Raw genomic sequence first — 18,821 nt, forward strand, 5'->3', positions numbered from 1 at the left:
AAGCATCGCGTATATAAGGTGAAAAGTTGCAGGAATATCCCAAGCTCTTATTGAGTAAATCTGAACTACATCATTTTTTCTTCGATCAATTTTGTCCAAATCGTCAGCGTTCGTCAAAATATTAGTGCTTTCGTCATGTTGACTGAAAATTCTGATGTTTTATAATGATGAAAAGGAGGCGAGATGATTGGGTAAAGGGAGAATTAGAGTGGAAGAACGTATTAAGGCCGAAACGGATGCTGAAATGTTTAAAGCGACTCTCCTTGATCAGACTCAGAAGAAAAAGTAGTTTGCTGCCCGTCGATATGTCTCTAGCCAAAATTTCATATTTGAACATCATGCCTCGGGATTACTCCCGAGGCTTTTTATGTAGAGGTCAGACATTTAAGAGAGGACATGAACGAAGGATATATTATAAACTAGAGAGGATTGTTTTAAAGGAGAGAGACAGACATGTTTACACAAAAATGGATGGATACATATTTCACAGTAGATATTGCGATCCAAATCGGTATTAGCCTTTGTATTTTATTGCTTTTTTTATTGCTTCGGAAAGTATTTACGAAGTATTTATTTCAACTTCTGTTTAGGTTGACAAATCGGTCTAAAACGGAGGTCATTAACCAGATTGTTGTGGCATTTGAAAAACCAGCCAGGCTGTTTTTCGTGGCACTTGGTTTATATTTTGCGTTAAGACAGGCACCATACTTTGAGCATCATATGGATGTCATCATCAAATTGTATAGATCCTCCATTATATTGATGCTGACGTGGGGACTTTGTAATTTAACCGCAGCATCTTCCTTCTTATTTCAAAAGGTCAATTCGAAATTTGAATTAGAAATGGATGATATTTTAGCACCGTTTTTATCAAAGGTACTTCGTTTCATTATTATCGCACTAAGTATTAGTATCATTGCACAAGAATTTAATTATGATGTCAATGGACTTGTTGCAGGTCTTGGTCTAGGCGGCCTAGCTTTTGCGCTGGCTGCGCAGGATACAGTGGCTAACTTTTTTGGAGGGATTGTCATCATTACAGAGAAGCCTTTTACGATGGGCGACTTTGTGGAGACACCAAGTGTTCTTGGGACTGTGGAGGACATTACCTTTCGAAGTACAAGGTTTCGAACACCTGCTGAAGCCGTTGTGACCGTTCCGAATTCTACGCTTTCTAAGGAGCCGATCACAAACTGGACTAGAATGAATAAACGTCAGATTACGTTTTCTGTTCGCGTTTCCTACAATACACCAAATGAAAACATTGATCAGTGTATTAAGCGTCTGAAGCAGATGCTTCACGAGCATGATGGTGTGCATAAGGAGACGATTATGGTGAATCTCGATGTACTGGCAGACAGCTATTTGAACTTGTTTTTCAACTTTTATACAAACACGACAGCTTGGTCTGAAAACCTTGATATTAAGCAGGACATTAACTATCGCATCATAGATATTTTCCACGAAGAAGGTGTAGAATTTGCTTTCCCTGGACAGACCATTTATATGAAACAAAAAGGCGAGAAACAGCTGGGTGAATAAAGGAGGAATGGTACGTGGATCAAAAAAAGGTGGAAGCGCTAAGAGAGAGAATATCGCAGGCTTCACATATCACAGTACTCTCAGGTGCAGGTATGAGTACAGAATCGGGTATTCCTGATTTTAGATCAACGGGTGGATTGTGGACGGAAGATACTTCTCGCATGGAGGCGATGAGCCGGTCCTACTTTTTATCAAATCCTCATCAATTTTGGCCGAAATTTAAGGAATTGTTTCAGATGAAAATGAGCGGGGAATACGAGCCAAATAGCGGGCACATCTTTTTAGCCAGCCTTGAGCAACAAGGGAAGCGTGTGGATATTTTTACCCAAAATATTGATGGTCTTCATAAAAAGGCGGGAAGCCAGCACGTATATGAACTCCATGGTTCCATTCAAACGGCTACTTGTCCATCCTGCCAGGCGGTATATGATTTGCCTTATTTGTTAAAAGAAGAGGTGCCTGTCTGTCAAAGGGTTTCCTCTGATGGCAGTACGTGCGGACGTGTGCTAAAAACAGATGTTGTTCTTTTTGGAGATATGGTCAAACATTTAGACCAAGTGGAGGCATCACTTCAGAAAACGGACATGCTCCTTGTCATGGGGACTTCCCTAGAAGTAGCGCCAGCAAGATATATTCCAGAAGACGCAGCTCATGATCCTTCCATCTTCATGGTGATGATGAATTTGAGTGAAACAGAATTCGATCCGCTTTTTGATCTTGTCTTTCATGAGCGAATTGGCGATCTCGTGAAAGCTTTATAAATCATTAAAAAACCCGCAACCTAAAGGTGCGGGTTTTTCTTTATTGCTGCAGCGGCTTCATTGTTTCATCAAGAACTTCAAATGTATAGCCCTTTGCCTTTAGCTGCGTGATTAAGCTGCTTAAGTATTTTGCTGTTGCCGGCTGATCATGCATTAAGATGATTTTTGGTTCTTTTGGATATTTTGTTTCCAGCACTTGTAGCTGATTTAATACCTCTGGTACATATTTTGAGCTTTTATATTTCCAGTCCAGACTGTCAATGGTCCAGTCCCAGTAGACAAAGCCTTTTTGTTTTAAACGTGCTTTTTGCTGATCGGTTAAATTGGGGGTGCTGCCATAAGGTGTTCTTACAAGATGGGTATACTCACCTGTGACAGAAGCCAAAATGCGCTGATCTTCCTTCATCTCGTTAACAGGAGAATCACTTTTTTGATAAAAGCGTTTCACATCATGGGTAATACCATGAAGCCCTAATTGATGTCCTTCTTGATGGAGTCTTTTCACAGCTGCCGGGTGTTGTTTAATCTGCGGCCCGAGCATAAAGAATGTAGCCTTCACTTTTTGCGCTTTTAGCACATCTAACAGCTGATTTGAAGTCGCTGATGGACCATCATCAAAGGTTAAAAAGATTGTTTGATCCGTTATATGTTTATTTGAATCGATCTTAAAATGTGCATCTAATGTTTTCCGAGAAGCATCTTTTGCTTTCATACTAGTGCTTGTGTCCCTAAATTGACTGCTCGCAGACAATTTCGCCGGCTGATCTGCTGCCTGCATATTGGTTTTGGACATATCCCAAATAAAAAAGAGGATCAGTGTCAGAATGACAAAACCAATCGCCTTTGAGAGCAGCATTGTGTTTGAAGGTGTCTGTTTTTTTTTAACCCGTTGCATTACAATCGCTCCAATAAATCAAAAATTTGTGTCGAATCATGTAGTAGATTCTGTCTTTTTCCGCTGTTTTTTGTCATGTTTATATGGTGTCAGTATACAGGAAAAAAGAGCCTATGAATATAGAAGATGCTAAAAAATTGGAATCTTTTTGGTTATGAATCTATATTTGTTACAATAGAAAGTTATCCATTTTATATGATGTGAAATAATTCTGAATAATCATTGAAACGTACTCATTTATCCGCTAAGATAGCATCAGATTCAACCATTATTGCAAAGCGAAGGGGAGATTCCATATGAAAGTATTGTACAATGGAGATTTCATTGAAAAAAAGGATGCACATGTTGATATTGAGGACAGAGGCTATCAATTTGGTGACGGAGTCTATGAGGTCATCCGAGTATACAATGGTACTTTGTTTACGTTAAAGGAGCATACAGAGCGTCTGTTCAAGAGTGCAAAGGAAATTGGTATTCATCTGCAAGGTACAGTATCTGATATGGAAGAAAAGTTAAAACAGCTCGTCGCTCACAATCAATTAACAGATGGCGGTGTATATATTCAAGTCACGCGGGGAGTCGCCCCTCGTAAACATCAATATAGCGATTCTCTCACTCCTCAAATCACGGCATATACGTTCCAGGTGAAAAAGCCTGTTCAAGAGCAGAAAGCTGGTGCAAAGGCCATATTATCTGAGGATCTTCGCTGGTTAAGATGTGATATCAAAAGCTTAAACCTTTTATATAACATCATGGAAAAGCAGAAAGCATCTGAAGCTGGTGCGTTTGAAGCAATCCTGATAAGAGACGGCTTTGTGACCGAGGGAACCTCCTCGAATGTATATGCCGTGATTGATGGCGTGATTCGCACTCACCCTGCAAACAATCTCATTTTAAACGGCATTACCCGTAGAAAGCTGCTGGAGGTATGTGAGGCAGAAGGATGTACTGTTGAAGAAAATCGAATAAGCAAAGAAGAACTGCTGCGCGCGCAGGAAATCTTCATCAGCTCGACGACGGCTGAAGTCATTCCGATTGTTGAAATAGATGGCGAGCCAGTAGGGAAAGGTGTTCCAGGCGAGCTGACAAAGCGCGTACAGGAAGGCTTCCAGCAAAAAATTAAACATGAAAGTGAAGCATCGATCTCTTCATAAATAAAAAAGGCTGTAAACATTAGTTTACAGCCTTTTGTGATGCATTTATTTCACAATAAGCACAGGTATATCTGATTTTGCTGATAACTTTTCACTCACACTGCCAAATAGCATTTTTTTCAATCTGCTTTGGTCACGTGCTCCCATGACGATGAGGTCTGCTGAAATTTCCTCAGCATATTCGATAATCGCTTCTGCTGGTTCTCCCTCCACAATTTCAATGGCAGCCTCAAACTGCTCCTCATTTAAAAGCATTCTTGCTTCTGCGACGACCTCTTCTGTATGGTCTTCAAAAATCAAGGGACTTTGCTGTTCATCATGAGGCACATACACAGGGGGTGTTTGAAGATCTGCCATGCCGCCGCCGATATAAGCCCCGCCAGTCATTGGGCGCGGTGCATCAAACACCTGTCTGCCTGTTTTGCCATCATGGGCATAGGCAACGGTCAGCTTGGCATGCAAGGTTTTGGCTAAAGCGATTGCCTTTTTTAATGCTTTCTTACTGTCTTCATGTCCATCAAATGCAACGACCATCCGATCAGCTTGAAACAATGTCCTCATTCCTTTCAAAAGGAGTCTTTACACTCATGGTATACCCGTTATTAGAAAAAGATACACATAAGGGAGATTGATTTTTGTTAGAAAATTTCATTTATTGAAAAATATTTATTGACAAAATGGTGACAGCCACTATAAGATAAAAAAAGATTCAAGAGCCAAAAGGAGGAAATGTCATGTGCAACATTGGAAGAATGAAATCAAATTGCATGAATGGGTTGATTCACGTGACAATTACACCTTCATTGGTCATTGAAAAGGAACTCGTATGTTCCAATTGATCGGATGAATCAAGGCGTATGTTGCGTATTTGTCAACATGCGCCTTTTTACATGACGAAAAGAGGCGTACCAGCCAGCTGGTGGCCTCTTTTTTTGTTGTATTCATTTAGCAATCCGAAATAAAGAGATGGAAAACACCAATTAAATGAAGAGGAGTGAAAGCATGTGAACATGCCAAAATCAAGACAAATGATAAAAGCCCAAAAAACGAAACAAGGTGACTTGCAGGAAAATTTAGAAAGCGGCTAGCTTGAAAAGGAGAGACAAACATGTTTTCAGTATTTGCGAAATTAGGCTGGTTCTTTAAACAAGAGTGGAGGCGTTATACAATCGCTATTACGCTTCTGCTCATTGTGAATGTGCTTGAAATGCTTCCGCCAAGATACCTTGGCCAGGCAGTGGATGACATTCGTTCTGGTCAATTTACAACATCCAGTATTTTGTTTTATGTGACCATTTTTTGCTTACTAGGTGTCGTCGTCTATACACTTACATATTTTTGGATGTATCAGTTATTTGGCGGCGCAAATGTCATGGAGCGTGTGATGCGCGGGAAACTGATGCGCCACTTACTGAAGATGACACCGACCTTTTATGAAAAGAAAAAAACCGGTAACTTAATGGCATTAGGAACAAACGATTTGAATGCTGTGGCCTTAACGACAGGTTTTGGCGTTCTGACCTTGGTTGATTCCACTGCTTATATGCTGATGATCTTCTTTACGATGGGTCTGACAATTAGCTGGAAATTAACCTTAATGGCGATTATCCCTATGCCGCTGATGGCGCTCTTGATTGCGTTTTATGGCAGCAAAATCCATGAGCGCTTTACTGTCGCTCAGGATGCATTTGGTGATATGAACGATCGTGTTCTTGAATCAGTGGCAGGCGTTCGAGTCATTCGGTCTTTTGTACAGGAGAAACAAGATGTCGAACGCTTTCGCGAAATGACAGATGATGTATTCCAAAAAAACATGCGAGTGGCAATCATTGATTCCTTATTTGAACCGACAGTGAAATTACTTGTAGGAATCAGCTACTTAATCGGAATCGGCTACGGAGCCTATCTCGTATTCCAAAGTGATTTAACCATTGGGGAGCTTGTTGCATTTAACGTCTATCTTGGCATGATGATCTGGCCAATGTTTGCGATCGGCGAATTGATTAATATTATGCAAAGAGGAAATGCGTCGTTAGACCGGTTGAATCATACACTCAGCTACAAGCCGGACGTAACAGACGCTGCTCAGCCGAAAACATTACAAGAGCCTGGAGATATTGAGTTTGATCACGTGACATTCAGGTATCCAACTTCACCTAAAGATAATCTCATTGATGTGTCTTTTACCGTTCGAAAAGGGCAGACGATTGGGATTACAGGCAAAACGGGAAGCGGCAAAACGACCATTGTCAAACAGCTTCTGCGCCAGTACCCGGCAGGTGATGGGCAAATATTGCTATCAGGTGTTCCAATCCAAGACATTGAATTAGATCAGTTATTTCAATGGATCGGATACGTACCGCAGGATCATATTCTTTTCTCAAAAAGTGTCGAACAGAATATGCGCTTTGGTCATCGGGACGCGAAACAAGATGAGTTAGAACAAGCAATCAAAGATGCTTACTTTGAAAAGGATCTACACCTTCTGCCAGAGGGTTTGGAGACCATGGTTGGGGAAAAAGGTGTTGCGCTGTCAGGCGGACAAAAACAGCGAATATCCATTGCACGTGCTTTATTAATTGATCCAGACATTTTAATTCTGGATGATTCATTGTCTGCGGTAGATGCAAAAACAGAAACCGCTATCCTAGAAAATCTAAGACAAAACCGTCATGGCAAAACGACGTTTATCACGACTCATCGCCTATCAGCTGTTGAACATGCGGATCTCATTCTTGTCATGGAAGAAGGACGCATTGTCCAAAAGGGCACTCACAACGAGCTCATCCAGCAGGATGGGTGGTACCAAGAACAATTTTTGCGTCAGCAGCTGACAAATCAGCTGGAAGGAGGGGATGAGGCATGACAACAGGAAGAAGACTCCTTGCCTACGCACTCCTATATAAGAAAGTACTGTCTGTTGCCTTAATCTTTCTAATGATTGCAGTTGGTGCTGAGCTGACAGGACCGTTTATTGGGAAGAAAATGATTGATGATCATATTTTAGGTGTAGAAAAACCGTATGTCGAGGTCAATGAAAAGACAGACAAAACCGTTTATTACCAGGGAAATAACTATATACGAAGCGATCGATTAAACAATGGAATGGAATCTGGAAAGCAAATCAATGTGGTGCAAGTCGGGTTCGGTTACTATTTTGTGAATGAGCCGATTCGTTTTGATGGAAACAGAAAGATATCGGGAGATCAGCTCACCATTGATAATGGGAACGAGCGTGAGACCTATGAGGTACAGCGTTTATCAAAAGAAGAGATTTTTGCTTTTTATCAGCCAGAAATCAGTGGTTTGGTGCAGCTTGTTCTATTTTATCTAGGGCTGCTCATCGTTGCGATTTTCTTTCAGTATGGGCAGCATTATTTGCTCCAGAGGATTGCAAATCGAATTATTCAAAAAATGAGGGTAGACGTCTTTGAGCACATCCAAACGCTGCCGATCCGATATTTTGATAATTTACCGGCTGGAAAGGTTGTCGCGAGGATCACCAATGACACGGAAACCATTCGTGACCTATATGTAACAGTCCTTGCTAATTTTGTGACGAGTGCCATTTACATGATTGGGATTTACATTGCCATGTTTTTATTAAATGTGAAGCTGGCACTCATTTGTTTGGTCGCAGTACCAATTATATTCCTATGGTCGATGACTTACAGAAAGTTTGCATCCGTGTACAATCACCGAATTCGTTCGATCATCAGTGAAATCAATGCCAAGTTAAATGAAGCCATTCAAGGGATGACCATTATTCAAGCGTTTCGTCATGAAAAAGCGACGAAAGAGGAATTTGATGAGCTGAACAACAATCACTTTCGGTATCAGCGAAAAATGCTGCATTTAAATTCACTTCTTTCACATAACTTGGTTAACCTGCTGCGAAATTTAGCATATGTGGCGCTCATTTGGTATTTTGGCGGTGCGTCATTAAGTGCGACAGGCATTGTGTCCATTGGTGTGCTCTATGCGTTTGTCGATTATTTAAATCGATTGTTTCAGCCGATCACAGGTATTGTGAATCAATTCTCTAGGTTGGAGTTAGCAAGAGTTTCATCGGAAAGGGTGTTCCGATTATTAGATGAACACGGTACAGAAGTGGAAGAACCTGTTCAGAAGAAGCTGGAGGGACACGTTCAGTTCAAAGATGTCACCTTTGCTTATAATGAAGGGAAAAATGTCTTAAAGAATATTACGTTTGAAGCTAAGAAAGGTCAAACGGTTGCACTTGTGGGGCATACTGGTTCTGGGAAAAGCTCGATCATGAACTTGCTGCTGCGTTTTTATGACATTCAGCAAGGAGACATTCTCATAGATGGCGAAAGCATATATGATCAGTCGCGTCAAACGCTGCGTAAACAAATGGGCATTGTGCTGCAAGACCCGTATTTATTTTCGGGAACGATTGCCTCCAATGTCAGCTTAGGAAATGAAGACATCAAAAGAGAAACCATTGAATCCTCATTAAAGCAAGTAGGCGCAGCAGAGTTATTGAAGCATCTGCCGAAAGGCTTTGATGAACCAGTCGTTGAAAAGGGAAGCACCCTTTCCTCAGGGGAACGTCAGTTGATTTCATTTGCGCGCGCATTAGCGTACGATCCAGCGATTTTAATTTTAGATGAAGCCACCGCCAACATTGATACAGAAACAGAAGCGATCATTCAGCGGGCGCTTGATGTAGTCAAAGAAGGACGAACGACTTTTGTGATTGCTCACCGATTATCCACGATTAAGAAAGCCGATATGATCTTGGTGTTAGAAAAAGGTGAAATCGTCGAGCGTGGCAGTCATGAACAACTCATGCAGCAAGAAGGGCTGTATGCGCAAATGTATGAACTGCAAAAAGGCGCTGTTGCAAACAGTTGATGAATAGTAGAAAAAAGAGCCTCTTCAAATTGAATGAGGCTCTTTTCCTTTGCATGAAAAAGTCGAGGACAGACTCCACGACTTTTCCTGGTTATATTGTTTGGACAGGCTGCATCATCAATAAGCGATGCCGACGCGTTGATGCACAAATTCCTTCGAATTTAACTGCTGATATAAAAAGTGTGCGGTATCTTCAACTGAAATTTTCTTTCCATCTATAGGGAGAAAATCTTTCTCATAGCGATATGACCGTGTCACTTCTCCATCTGGTAAATAGGTTGGACAAATAATGGTCCAATCTAGATCAGTCGATTGAAGGATTTCAAACGCTTTCGCATGCTCTTTAGCTGCTCGGGAAGTAGTCCGCTTTGATTCATTTGTTTCAAAACGGTAAAGCTCCGGCTGCTGCCTTGCTTTTAAAATACCTGCTGTACCAATTGTAATAATTCTAGATGTATTTGTTTGCTTCATGGCTTGTACGATATGCTCCATTGAAACAGATAATGTATCATCACCATCTGTTGATAGACAGCTCACAACAATATCTGCTCCTTTAATTGTCTCAAGCACATCTTCTCGATTTCTTGAATTGCCGGTGACTTGAAACATACCCGCAAGCATTTCTTCCCGGTTTGTCCGAATCAATGAACGAACCATGTAACGATCATCTACTTGAACGAAACGAAGAAATGCTTGTCCTACACGTCCATGAGCACCGAAAAGAGCTATTTTCATCTGTTCGATCCCTCCACTACATACTATAAGTGAAAAGAACCCAAAATGGTACAACTTTTATGTGATGCTTTTTTTATAAAGGTGAAAGGACCGAATACTATGACCATATTCACATAATAGAGAGATCCCTACAAATTGTAAAAGTTCAAAGTTCATACCAGAAATAATGTCCATGAAGATCCGCTCCTTTCTACTACATGATATGAGCTGAAAGGAGTTTGGTGAGGGATAAAAACAAAAAAAGAAGACACCATAAGAGGTGCCTTCTATGATCCAGGTATGAAATTAAGCTTTTGTTCCGCCAAGGTTTTGTTGAGCGTAAGACACAAGACGTTTTGTGATTTCTCCACCAACTGAACCGTTAGCACGAGCTGTAGTTTCTGCTCCAAGGTTTACACCAAATTCAGAAGCAATTTCGTATTTCATTTGATCGATTGCTTGCTCTGCTCCAGGAACTAGTAATTGGTTTGAACTATTAGAATTTGCCATGATGTGATTCTCCTTTTTGTATATGATTTATTTTTTTGGTTGGGTTTGCTGGAATCGCACCAGCGAAATGATCAAGTCATTTGCCACTTGGCGAAACCCAATGCAGTAACTGCTTTGTACTAAGTATTATGGTTATTTTCTAAAAAAACATACGAGAAAAGAACATGGTAAATGTTGTGTGAACATACAAAAAACCATCACCCAATAATGAGTGATGGCGCTGCTTATATATCTTTTTATTCAGCTGAGCGGATGCGCAGCTCTGTATCTGAATCAAAGAAATGGGCTTTGTTCATATTAATCGCAAGAGGGATAGACTGTCCGGCCTGTACATCGGTACGAGAATCAACACGTGCAATAAACGATTGATCATCGATAGAAGAGTAAAGCATCGTTTCTGCTCCCATTAATTCAGCTACTTCTACGTTAGCTTTAATTTTTGTGCCTTCAGACGCCTCTATAAATACTGGTTCATCGTGAAAATCTTCTGGTCTGATGCCTAGTATGACATCTTTTCCAATATAGCCTTGGCTGCGTAATACTTTCATTTTCCCCTCTGGTACACGAATATGTGTTTTTCCAACCGCGATGGCGCCGTCAGAGAGCTTTCCTGTAAAAAAGTTCATCGCTGGTGAGCCAATGAATCCACCTACAAACACATTCTCTGGGTTTTCATATACATCTTTCGGTGCTCCAACCTGCTGAATAAAACCATCTTTCATCACAACAAGGCGGGTTGCCATTGTCATGGCTTCAGTCTGATCATGTGTCACATAGATAAATGTCGTTTGCAGACGCTGATGAAGTTTAGAAATTTCAGCACGCATCTGAACACGGAGTTTTGCATCTAAATTAGAAAGCGGCTCATCCAAAAGGAAAACCTTTGCATCACGTACAATCGCTCTGCCAAGGGCAACACGTTGTCTTTGACCGCCAGACAGTGCTTTTGGTTTTCTGTCTAAATATTGCTCAAGTCCCAATATTTTAGCGGCATTTCGAACCCGCTCATCAATCTCTGCTTTCGGAAACTTCCGAAGCTTTAATCCAAAAGCCATATTATCGTACACATTCATATGAGGATATAATGCATAGTTTTGGAAAACCATTGCGATATCCCGGTCTTTCGGCGCTACATCATTCATCCGTTTTCCATCTAACAGAAAGTCTCCTTGTGAAATTTCTTCTAGACCTGCAATCATGCGAAGGGTTGTTGATTTTCCGCAGCCTGATGGACCAACAAACACAATAAATTCTTTATCTTCTATATGTAGATTAAAGTTGTCTACTGCTGTTACCTTGTTATCGTACACTTTATAAATTTGATTCAGCATTATTTCAGCCATTTGATGTCAGCCTCCCCAGTCTCTCTTTTTGAAAGCGCTTTACTATTGATTAAAGTGTATAAAATGGGGAAGAGTCTGTAAATGGACAACGTGCACAACATCCTATTTTCATTTTTGGGCAGGGTGCTCATCTTTCGTTCTTTCTTTATGAAAGATCAAGTAGAGTCATCATCAAATAAGCAGCTGATGCTTCTGGAAAATGTCGTATATCTAGCCCAGTGCGCTCAATAAATTTATCAATTCGATATTGAAGACTGTTTCTGTGAACATATAATGCTTTTGCTGCTTTGGATGCGTTTAAATTACATTGCATATAGGTCATGAGAGTGCGGTAAACATCTCGGTCAACAACCGCTTCTTTAAAAGCATCTGATATAGCATGAGAGAGGGCGGATGCATCATAACAAATGAACGATGGCAGGCATTGATAAAATGTGGAGACCCCTGATCTAAGCTTTTCTCGCTGCATGTGGCATACAAAGAGCTGTTGTTCATTTAATAATCTCATCTGTAAATGGTCATTTGGCAAATGCAGTTGCCCTTGTATAAAGACTGAGTCTGTTAAAAAATCACTTGTAATGGCTAGAGACAAATCGTTTAACTGATTTAATTGACTATTTTCTGATGTAGCGTTTGGTTGAATCAGCATAGCTGTTTCAGGGCCTGTCCATATGAAATGAGTATGTTCGAGGCTGTTATTCACAGCCTCTTTTATTTGCTGTCTTTGTTCCTCTTGATGGATCATTTGAAAATAATAAACACGGACGGGATGTTGGACAGTTAGTGGTTTGTTTTCAAAAAGATAGCTGAACCATCTTTGTTCACCCTCGGTCTGCGCTTTTTGAAATAGATCAATCGGTGTTAGAAAAGAGTTGAGAAGAAGTGTCTCTCTTGCTGTAAGCTCCGATTTGTCTACTCCGAATATTTCGCCTTCGTCTGTTTGATACCAAAGAATTTGTTTGTCATGAGTAGGTGTACTGATGATATGGTCTCCGTAAACAAGTTTTAATTTTTCTAACATGGCGGGGCTCCTTAAACAGTTTAATCATAGACATGGAATAGCATTAATTCGTGGATTTCTTCTTTTAAGGTTGGTTCAACTTCATGGGGCGGAAGCTGAGAGCCCCATTCAATGTCACCTGTTTTGTGGTAGATGCCTTCATAGTGCGCTCCATTGTGGAAAAAGGATATTTTCCAGCCTGGCAATTGTGCTTTCTTAAAAAGAGGTTTCCATTGAAAATGAGAAATCATATCATCATTGCCTCCTTGCTTTTATTGATGAAACAATAAACAAACACGACAACACGGAAACAACCTTGAACTTGATTTTATTGTATCTCATCTCATGAAAAGAGCATAGAAAAAGCATAAATTTAAGAGCACAACATGTGGCAAAAATGTAGTCAGTAGACGTTCGCGTGATCTGAAGTGGTGAGTGCCGTTTCTGAAAGGTAAGATGCGTAACCCATGATTCTTTTCCCAATCAGCCATTCTGATTTTTTCAAAGAGACATGCTGGAAAATCTCTCGGCCAGGGCGAGAATTGGCCTCAAACATCCAAATTGCGCCTGTTTGATCAATGCCTAAGTCAAAACCGATTTCACCAATATGCCCGGTCATTTTTTTATCTATTACTTGGCTAAGCGTGATGGCAGTTTGAGAAAGCTGCTGTAAAATCTGCAAACGTTTCTTTTCTTCTGGAAAGACAGCATAAAGTGTTTTCACCGTTCCGCCGTGTAACTGGTGAGTTGTGATGGTGTGATCTCCAGAAATTTTTGCTGCTGCTGCTGTGACTGTCCAATCACCGTCTTTATTTTTATTCGTATGAACTCTGAAATCCATCGGCTGATTGTCTATTTGAAGAAGATCAATGCCTTGTTGTGCAATAAAATCATGAATTGCATGATCTTTTCGCAGCCTTTGAACAAACTGATCTATTGAATCATATGGAATAGCCCTTCCAAAATTTGAGCATACAGTGATTCCGTGATTTTCCTTTTTTAACCGATAAATACCGTCTCCATGACTTCCGTTCGTCGGTTTTAAGTATATAACTTGATGAAGGTGGAGAAGTGTTTCAATTTTACTTAGAGCGTCCATGGGATCTAATTGTACAGAATGTGGGAGAAAGGACCATGTTTTTTCATCTGTTAATAGCTGTTCATGAATCTCCCATTTATTAAAAAAGTAAGGATTGAACCAAGGGATATTATAGTCTTGGGTGAGTTTTCGCTTCGTTTCTTGAATGAGTGCTGACTGAGCAGCTTTTCTATTTGGAAGACGGTCATAAATGACTGACGGCAGGGGAAGCTGTTTTTTAACCCATGAACCTTGCTGGTACAACAATCCTTCTACAATTCCTTTTTCCCAATCAATAGAATGTGACCCAAAAAGATAGGCAAAACCAGCATGCTGTCTGAAAGAATGCAGCAGTTTGATAAAAAGTTGTGTTCTTGTTCCTAATGGCTGCGTGCTTTGCTCAAAACCTGCAGTGAAAATGCCCATCAACGGCCCTATAAAAAGTGTATGGTCAATGATGATCACATCAGCTTTTGATTGGTAAGGAATCAGTAAATCTCTGTATAGATCTTCAGATAATAATATTTTCTTTGGATGCTGATGATAGGAAATGTTGAAGTCATCGACTAAACGAGACCCTAGGGCAAGAGAATGGATGGCCTCCTTCTGTTTATAATGGTCGGGAAGATGAATTGTTTTTTCACTTGTGAGGTGTGGGGCGATGATGCAGCGATTTTTGTTCATAAGAAACCTCCTTCGGTTGAGACATCATCGATTGCGCATGTTCAAGAATGGTACGAATCAACTGATGTTCCTTTTCAGGGTAAGCTTTTAAAAAAGCGGATCGTCCTGGCTTTGATCTGACATTTGATATGAACAGCCTGCCTTCACTTGTATGAAGCAAGTCTACTGCGAATTCAAAGCAAGGAGAGTAGGTTTTATCTATATAAGCTGGAATTGATGCCTGAATGGACGCAAGATCGTCTAAAAGGAGCTCCTTGATGTGTGGCTGCAATGTATGTAGATAGTGTTCAAAGCCTATCACAGGATCTGATTTTTGTGTAAAACTTAAAAGACTATTTTCTGCAGGTGATTTTGTGTGAATCCCCATGCGTTTCCATTGATTTTGTGAATCTTTCATAAGAAAAATCCTGATTTCATTGAATAAAGGTTCTTTTTGATCACTTGTGTTGAAAAATTGAAGGAAATACCGGCCTGCATATTTTTGGCACCAGCGCTCCATCTCTGACGCGCGAGAAAATGTAATGGTTTGATTGGAACTTAGCTGAACGGTGAATGTTGATTTGCCATCAAAGGAAATGAAGTAAGTAGATGCTGCGTGCTGCTGGGAGAGAGGCTGCATTCTATAATAACCGCCAGCCCCGCACTCCCTTACCATATTGATCAGGTCTGAGGGCTCTTTTAATAAAGAGCATCCAGGTAAATATGGCTGTAAAGCAGAGAGGAGACGGAGCTGCTCAAATAGCACCATTTTATTTGAAATGCCGGTATTCAAAAAATCTGTTTTTGGATACTTTTTTAGCCATTCCATGATGGGTTTTGCTTTTTTAGATTGTGCGTCATGCCGGTAAAGACATCGATCGTAAATCAAATCGGGAATCGGAAACTGTGCGTCGGCAAACCCTTGGTCATTCATATATGTTTGACCTTGTATCAAATTTGAAGCCGGCTTTAAATCAAGTGGTGTAAAACGAACAACCTTTAAACGATAAGAAGAGGCAGCTTTGGCGAGCTGACGTGTAAATGTCTCTTCATACTGCGGAGAAAGGGTTACAATACCTAATGTTTTCATTAAAAAACACCTTCTTTTCAACTTCTTTTTTTACCATTCACAAAAACGTTTTTTTATGATTTTACATAAAACTTGCGCTCCTTTATCATTACGACAGATCGCTTGATCATATGTCTCGCTGCATACTTCATTTGCTTGGGAACTTGACAACAACTATAATACGTATAGATCAAAACAATAAACATCGGGTGTTGTTTGAAAGGTAGATGACGACTTTGAATATATTCACAACGTTTATCTTTATGATTGTTATCGGCGCAGTCATAGGAGCAGCGACAAACCATCTTGCAATTAAAATGCTTTTTCGGCCTTATAAACCATATTACTTATTCGGAAAACAGCTTCCATTTACACCGGGGCTTATCCCTAAAAGAAGAGACGAAGTAGCCAAGCAGGTTGGTGTCATGGTTATGGAGCATTTGCTCACGCCAGAAGGTATTCAAAAGCGATTTGAATCATCCGAGGCAAAGCAGGAGATCCTGCGTACAGTCCATCGATATATTGACAAAGGCGCAAATATGGAGATAACCGTATTCTCCCTGCTAGAAAGGTTCGGCGTTACAGAGGCTGATGTCAAAGCAGATAAATGGCTCCATCAGTGGTCTGATCAGAAGCTCAAATCACTGCTTGAAACATATAACCAGCAAACTTTATCTGAATTGCTCCCTGTAGAAGTGGAAAACAAAATATCATCGAAAATTCCAGATGCAGCAGATTATATTTTAAAGAGAGGCATTCATTATTTTGAAAGTAATGAAGGCAAAGCAAGGCTCGGCAATATGATTGATGATTTCTTAAAAGAACGGGGAATGCTTGGCAGTATGGTCCAAATGTTTCTAGGGAATACAAGCTTAATTGATCGTGTACATCCCGAAATCATCAAGTTTTTAAGAAACGCAGAAACAAAAAGATTTTTATCAGATTTGCTTGTTCAAGAATGGGACAAGGTGAAGCAATTTTCTCTTCATGAGCTTGATGAAAAATGGAATGTGAAGGAACTTATTTTTAGTGTGAAAAACCAATTGCTTTCTCATTTCTCTACAAAGCTGATATTAGACAAACCTGTTGGGACATATGTCAGTGCTGTCGCGGATGATCTTAAAACACACTTTGCGCCAGTGTTGATTGATAAGGGGATCGGAGCGGCTTCAAATGCTTTAGAGGGTCTGCTTGCTAAGCTGCAATTTGAAGATATCATTCGTGAACAAATTGAACTTTTCCCGCTTGAAAAAATGGAAGAGCTTGTAGTCAGCATCTCCAATAAGGAGCTGAAGATGATTACATTTCTAGGCGGTCTTTTAGGCGGGATGATTGGTGCTATCCAGGCTGTTTTTGTGGCGCTATTCTAAGACAAGCTAGAGAAATTTTAGTGAATTCATTGTATATATGTGAAACGAAAGCCATAGTTTGTTATAGTGGAGTGGTGTCCGCCGATCATATCGGTGATAACGGATAGAAAGGAGACATAACATGTCTGTAAATCTTTACGATGTTGCATATGACCTTGAAAAAGCATTGCGTCATAGCGAAGAATATTCAACTTTAAGAAATCTTTATGATGAGGTAAATGCGGATGAGTCCTCTAAAAGAATGTTTGAGAACTTCCGTGACATTCAAGTAAACCTTCAACAAAAACAAATGACTGGTCAAGAGATCACACAAGAAGAAGTGGAGCAAGCTCAAAAAACAGTTGCGCTTGTTCAGCAGCACGACAAAATCTCTCAGTTGATGGAAGCAGAACAACGTGTGAGTGTTCTTATCGGTGAATTAAATAAAATTATCATGAAGCCACTTGAAGAGCTTTATGGGAATCCAGAAGAAAACTAATGGAAAGGGCGATGTCATTCGCCCTTTTTTGCTTTAACTTTTCTCCTCAATATCTTTTAAAAAAAGGTTGTCGAAGCACATAAATTCTGCGATAATACTTATATTGAAAGTGCTTTCAAAAAGGCGCTCTCAAGGGACAATTGGGTGCGTTTCACTTGGGATTTAAGGCAGTGAGCCAAACGAGAGAGAAGCGCTTCTGGGAGAAACGCAAAGCATAAGGGGATCTGATATAAGCAATGCTTTGGTGTGTGAAAGATAAGGGGATCATGGGGAGCTTCATCACTCCATTGTAACGCATCCAAACCATACATAAAAAAAAGCCTAGGGGTAGGCTTTTTTTATTTATCAATCATTCATAACCTGTGGCTCTTTCAACTGCATGTTCTAAAGCACCAAGCTAGGGCATATCCTCATCGTAAGTACAGTCATCAAGAAGGGGGATGCCTCAGTGTCAAAAAAACTACTTGCACTCAATATAGATGGGACGTTACTTCGTTCCAATGGTAAAATCCATTCCGCTACAAAAGAAGCTGTGGAATATGTAAAGAAAAAAGGGGTTTACGTGACGATTGTCACCAACCGGCATTTTCGTTCCGCTCAAAAAATTGCCAAGGCGTTGAAGATTCCAACATCAACCCTTGTGACGCATAGTGGTGCATTTATCGCGGATAAACTCGATGAGCCGCTTCATGTGAAAAAATTAACGGAAGAAAAGACATTTAATCTTGTGCAAATCCTTGAAAGCTTCGATTGTAATGTTCGCTTGCTGCATGAAAAATTCTCGATCGGCAACCGGAAAAAAACGCAGTCTCAGCTGATGGGAAAGACGCTCATTCATCCGTCTGATCCAATTTTCTATCCCGTTCAATTTGTTGAATCGTTAAGTGATATGCTGATGGATGAACCGGTCAGTACACCAGTGATTGAAGTATATTCGACAGCGGAGCTTCAGCCTGAGATTCACAGGACCATTCAACAAGCATTCCCATCTGTTGATCTTATTAGGATCAGTGATGAGAAAATGAATATTGTCTGCAAAGGGGTTTCGAAAGAAGCGGGACTTTCTCTCTTAACTTCTGCACTCGGTTTTACTTTAGAAGATACGGTCGTTATTGGACATGGAACAGATGATATTCCAATGCTTGAATTGGCTGGTTTAGGCGTTGCTATGGGAAATGCCCCCAATGATGTCAAGCGCAAAGCCGATTGGGTGACCCGCTCGCACGATGAACAGGGTGTGGCTTATATGATCAAGGAATACTTTAGAATGCAGCAAAGAGAAGGATTTTTACATCAATTTGATATTAAAAGATAATACAGTGAAGGCCCTGTCAATCAAGAAATGGCAGGGCCTTCGTCTGTTCCC

General features: G+C 40.4%; 18 protein-coding genes. 9 read left to right on the forward strand and 9 right to left on the reverse strand.

The features are described 5' to 3' along the window. Positions 1-187: 187 nt before the first annotated feature. The 3 genes from QSJ46_RS15340 (at position 188) to QSJ46_RS15350 (ending at position 2,303) form a co-directional block, all read left to right on the forward strand. Entirely contained in the window at positions 188-289 is a 102-nt protein-coding gene (locus tag QSJ46_RS15340) for a YhdX family protein (protein ID WP_264009245.1), read from the forward strand. A 164-nt stretch (positions 290-453) separates the two neighbouring features. Next, positions 454-1,542 (forward strand): mechanosensitive ion channel family protein, encoded by a 1,089-nt coding sequence (locus QSJ46_RS15345; RefSeq protein ID WP_285604957.1) that lies wholly within the window; start codon positions 454-456, stop codon positions 1,540-1,542. 29 nt (positions 1,543-1,571) lie between these two features. Further along, positions 1,572-2,303, forward strand: coding sequence for an NAD-dependent protein deacylase (locus QSJ46_RS15350; protein WP_064498568.1), 732 nt, complete (start codon positions 1,572-1,574; stop codon positions 2,301-2,303). Positions 2,304-2,343: 40 nt separating this feature from the next. Here QSJ46_RS15350 and QSJ46_RS15355 read toward each other — a convergent pair whose 3' ends face one another. Next, positions 2,344-3,198 (reverse strand): polysaccharide deacetylase family protein, encoded by an 855-nt coding sequence (locus QSJ46_RS15355; RefSeq protein ID WP_285604958.1) that lies wholly within the window; start codon positions 3,196-3,198, stop codon positions 2,344-2,346. A gap of 296 nt (positions 3,199-3,494) precedes the next feature. Between QSJ46_RS15355 and dat the strand changes: the two genes are divergently transcribed. Beyond that, a complete protein-coding gene (dat, locus tag QSJ46_RS15360; protein WP_107163815.1) occupies positions 3,495-4,352 on the forward strand; it encodes a D-amino-acid transaminase in 858 nt (285 codons plus the stop codon). 45 nt (positions 4,353-4,397) lie between these two features. Here the strand turns inward: dat and QSJ46_RS15365 are convergent, their stop codons facing one another. Continuing rightward, positions 4,398-4,904, reverse strand: coding sequence for a universal stress protein (locus QSJ46_RS15365; protein WP_039177520.1), 507 nt, complete (start codon positions 4,902-4,904; stop codon positions 4,398-4,400). Positions 4,905-5,460: 556 nt separating this feature from the next. Between QSJ46_RS15365 and bmrC the strand changes: the two genes are divergently transcribed. Both bmrC and QSJ46_RS15375 read left to right on the forward strand, forming a co-directional pair. After that, positions 5,461-7,218, forward strand: a complete 1,758-nt coding sequence (gene bmrC, locus QSJ46_RS15370) for a multidrug ABC transporter ATP-binding protein BmrC (RefSeq protein ID WP_285604959.1) — start codon at positions 5,461-5,463, stop codon at positions 7,216-7,218. Then, positions 7,215-9,230 carry an ABC transporter ATP-binding protein gene (locus QSJ46_RS15375; RefSeq protein ID WP_047202889.1) on the forward strand — a complete coding sequence of 672 codons (2,016 nt, stop codon included), beginning with the start codon at positions 7,215-7,217 and terminating at the stop codon, positions 9,228-9,230. The genes bmrC and QSJ46_RS15375 overlap by 4 nt, the downstream gene beginning before the upstream one ends. Before the next feature lie 117 nt (positions 9,231-9,347). On the opposite strand, the gene QSJ46_RS15380 is transcribed toward QSJ46_RS15375, so the two are convergent. From QSJ46_RS15380 to QSJ46_RS15410, 7 genes are all read right to left on the reverse strand, one after another. Beyond that, on the reverse strand, positions 9,348-9,965 hold the full coding sequence (locus QSJ46_RS15380) for an NAD(P)-dependent oxidoreductase (protein ID WP_047202890.1): 618 nt from the start codon (positions 9,963-9,965) through the stop codon (positions 9,348-9,350). A gap of 285 nt (positions 9,966-10,250) precedes the next feature. Further along, complete coding sequence (locus tag QSJ46_RS15385) at positions 10,251-10,454, reverse strand: alpha/beta-type small acid-soluble spore protein (protein ID WP_039177528.1); 204 nt, start codon at positions 10,452-10,454, stop codon at positions 10,251-10,253. Positions 10,455-10,690: 236 nt separating this feature from the next. Then, on the reverse strand, positions 10,691-11,797 hold the full coding sequence (locus QSJ46_RS15390; RefSeq protein WP_047202891.1) for an ABC transporter ATP-binding protein: 1,107 nt from the start codon (positions 11,795-11,797) through the stop codon (positions 10,691-10,693). Positions 11,798-11,942: 145 nt separating this feature from the next. Continuing rightward, the gene (locus tag QSJ46_RS15395) at positions 11,943-12,818 is read right to left on the reverse strand and encodes a helix-turn-helix domain-containing protein (protein ID WP_107163817.1); all 876 of its coding nucleotides are present in this window, start codon (positions 12,816-12,818) and stop codon (positions 11,943-11,945) included. Between the two features lie 20 nt (positions 12,819-12,838). Then, positions 12,839-13,048, reverse strand: coding sequence for a YheE family protein (locus QSJ46_RS15400; RefSeq protein WP_003211787.1), 210 nt, complete (start codon positions 13,046-13,048; stop codon positions 12,839-12,841). Between the two features lie 152 nt (positions 13,049-13,200). Beyond that, positions 13,201-14,559 carry a YheC/YheD family endospore coat-associated protein gene (locus QSJ46_RS15405; protein ID WP_285604960.1) on the reverse strand — a complete coding sequence of 453 codons (1,359 nt, stop codon included), beginning with the start codon at positions 14,557-14,559 and terminating at the stop codon, positions 13,201-13,203. Next, positions 14,516-15,628, reverse strand: coding sequence for a YheC/YheD family protein (locus tag QSJ46_RS15410; RefSeq protein WP_285604961.1), 1,113 nt, complete (start codon positions 15,626-15,628; stop codon positions 14,516-14,518). The genes QSJ46_RS15405 and QSJ46_RS15410 overlap by 44 nt, the downstream gene beginning before the upstream one ends. A gap of 215 nt (positions 15,629-15,843) precedes the next feature. On the opposite strand from QSJ46_RS15410, the gene QSJ46_RS15415 reads away from it, so the two are divergent. From QSJ46_RS15415 to QSJ46_RS15425, 3 genes are all read left to right on the forward strand, one after another. Next, on the forward strand, positions 15,844-16,977 hold the full coding sequence (locus QSJ46_RS15415) for a DUF445 domain-containing protein (protein ID WP_212040215.1): 1,134 nt from the start codon (positions 15,844-15,846) through the stop codon (positions 16,975-16,977). A gap of 121 nt (positions 16,978-17,098) precedes the next feature. Then, positions 17,099-17,455: a YlbF/YmcA family competence regulator gene (locus QSJ46_RS15420; RefSeq protein ID WP_024425750.1), complete on the forward strand. Its 357-nt coding sequence runs from the start codon at positions 17,099-17,101 to the stop codon at positions 17,453-17,455. 448 nt (positions 17,456-17,903) lie between these two features. Further along, positions 17,904-18,770 (forward strand): Cof-type HAD-IIB family hydrolase, encoded by an 867-nt coding sequence (locus QSJ46_RS15425; protein ID WP_039177545.1) that lies wholly within the window; start codon positions 17,904-17,906, stop codon positions 18,768-18,770. Positions 18,771-18,821: the final 51 nt, after the last annotated feature.

This window comes from Bacillus sp. YKCMOAS1, from assembly GCF_030268125.1.
In the GTDB taxonomy this organism is placed as follows: Bacteria; Bacillota; Bacilli; order Bacillales; family Bacillaceae; genus Bacillus; species Bacillus safensis.

Excerpts from the sequence above, each read along its gene's own strand:
- QSJ46_RS15355 (WP_285604958.1), bottom strand. The coding sequence starts at position 3,198 with ATGCAACGGGTTAAAAAAAAACAGACACCTTCAAACACAATGCTGCTC.
- bmrC (WP_285604959.1), top strand. The coding sequence starts at position 5,461 with ATGTTTTCAGTATTTGCGAAATTAGGCTGGTTCTTTAAACAAGAGTGG.
- QSJ46_RS15410 (WP_285604961.1), bottom strand. The coding sequence starts at position 15,628 with ATGAAAACATTAGGTATTGTAACCCTTTCTCCGCAGTATGAAGAGACA.
- QSJ46_RS15385 (WP_039177528.1), bottom strand. The coding sequence starts at position 10,454 with ATGGCAAATTCTAATAGTTCAAACCAATTACTAGTTCCTGGAGCAGAG.
- QSJ46_RS15420 (WP_024425750.1), top strand. The coding sequence starts at position 17,099 with ATGTCTGTAAATCTTTACGATGTTGCATATGACCTTGAAAAAGCATTG.
- QSJ46_RS15405 (WP_285604960.1), bottom strand. The coding sequence starts at position 14,559 with ATGAACAAAAATCGCTGCATCATCGCCCCACACCTCACAAGTGAAAAA.
- QSJ46_RS15380 (WP_047202890.1), bottom strand. The coding sequence starts at position 9,965 with ATGAAAATAGCTCTTTTCGGTGCTCATGGACGTGTAGGACAAGCATTT.
- dat (WP_107163815.1), top strand. The coding sequence starts at position 3,495 with ATGAAAGTATTGTACAATGGAGATTTCATTGAAAAAAAGGATGCACAT.
- QSJ46_RS15345 (WP_285604957.1), top strand. The coding sequence starts at position 454 with ATGTTTACACAAAAATGGATGGATACATATTTCACAGTAGATATTGCG.
- QSJ46_RS15395 (WP_107163817.1), bottom strand. The coding sequence starts at position 12,818 with ATGTTAGAAAAATTAAAACTTGTTTACGGAGACCATATCATCAGTACA.
- QSJ46_RS15375 (WP_047202889.1), top strand. The coding sequence starts at position 7,215 with ATGACAACAGGAAGAAGACTCCTTGCCTACGCACTCCTATATAAGAAA.
- QSJ46_RS15400 (WP_003211787.1), bottom strand. The coding sequence starts at position 13,048 with ATGATTTCTCATTTTCAATGGAAACCTCTTTTTAAGAAAGCACAATTG.
- QSJ46_RS15390 (WP_047202891.1), bottom strand. The coding sequence starts at position 11,797 with ATGGCTGAAATAATGCTGAATCAAATTTATAAAGTGTACGATAACAAG.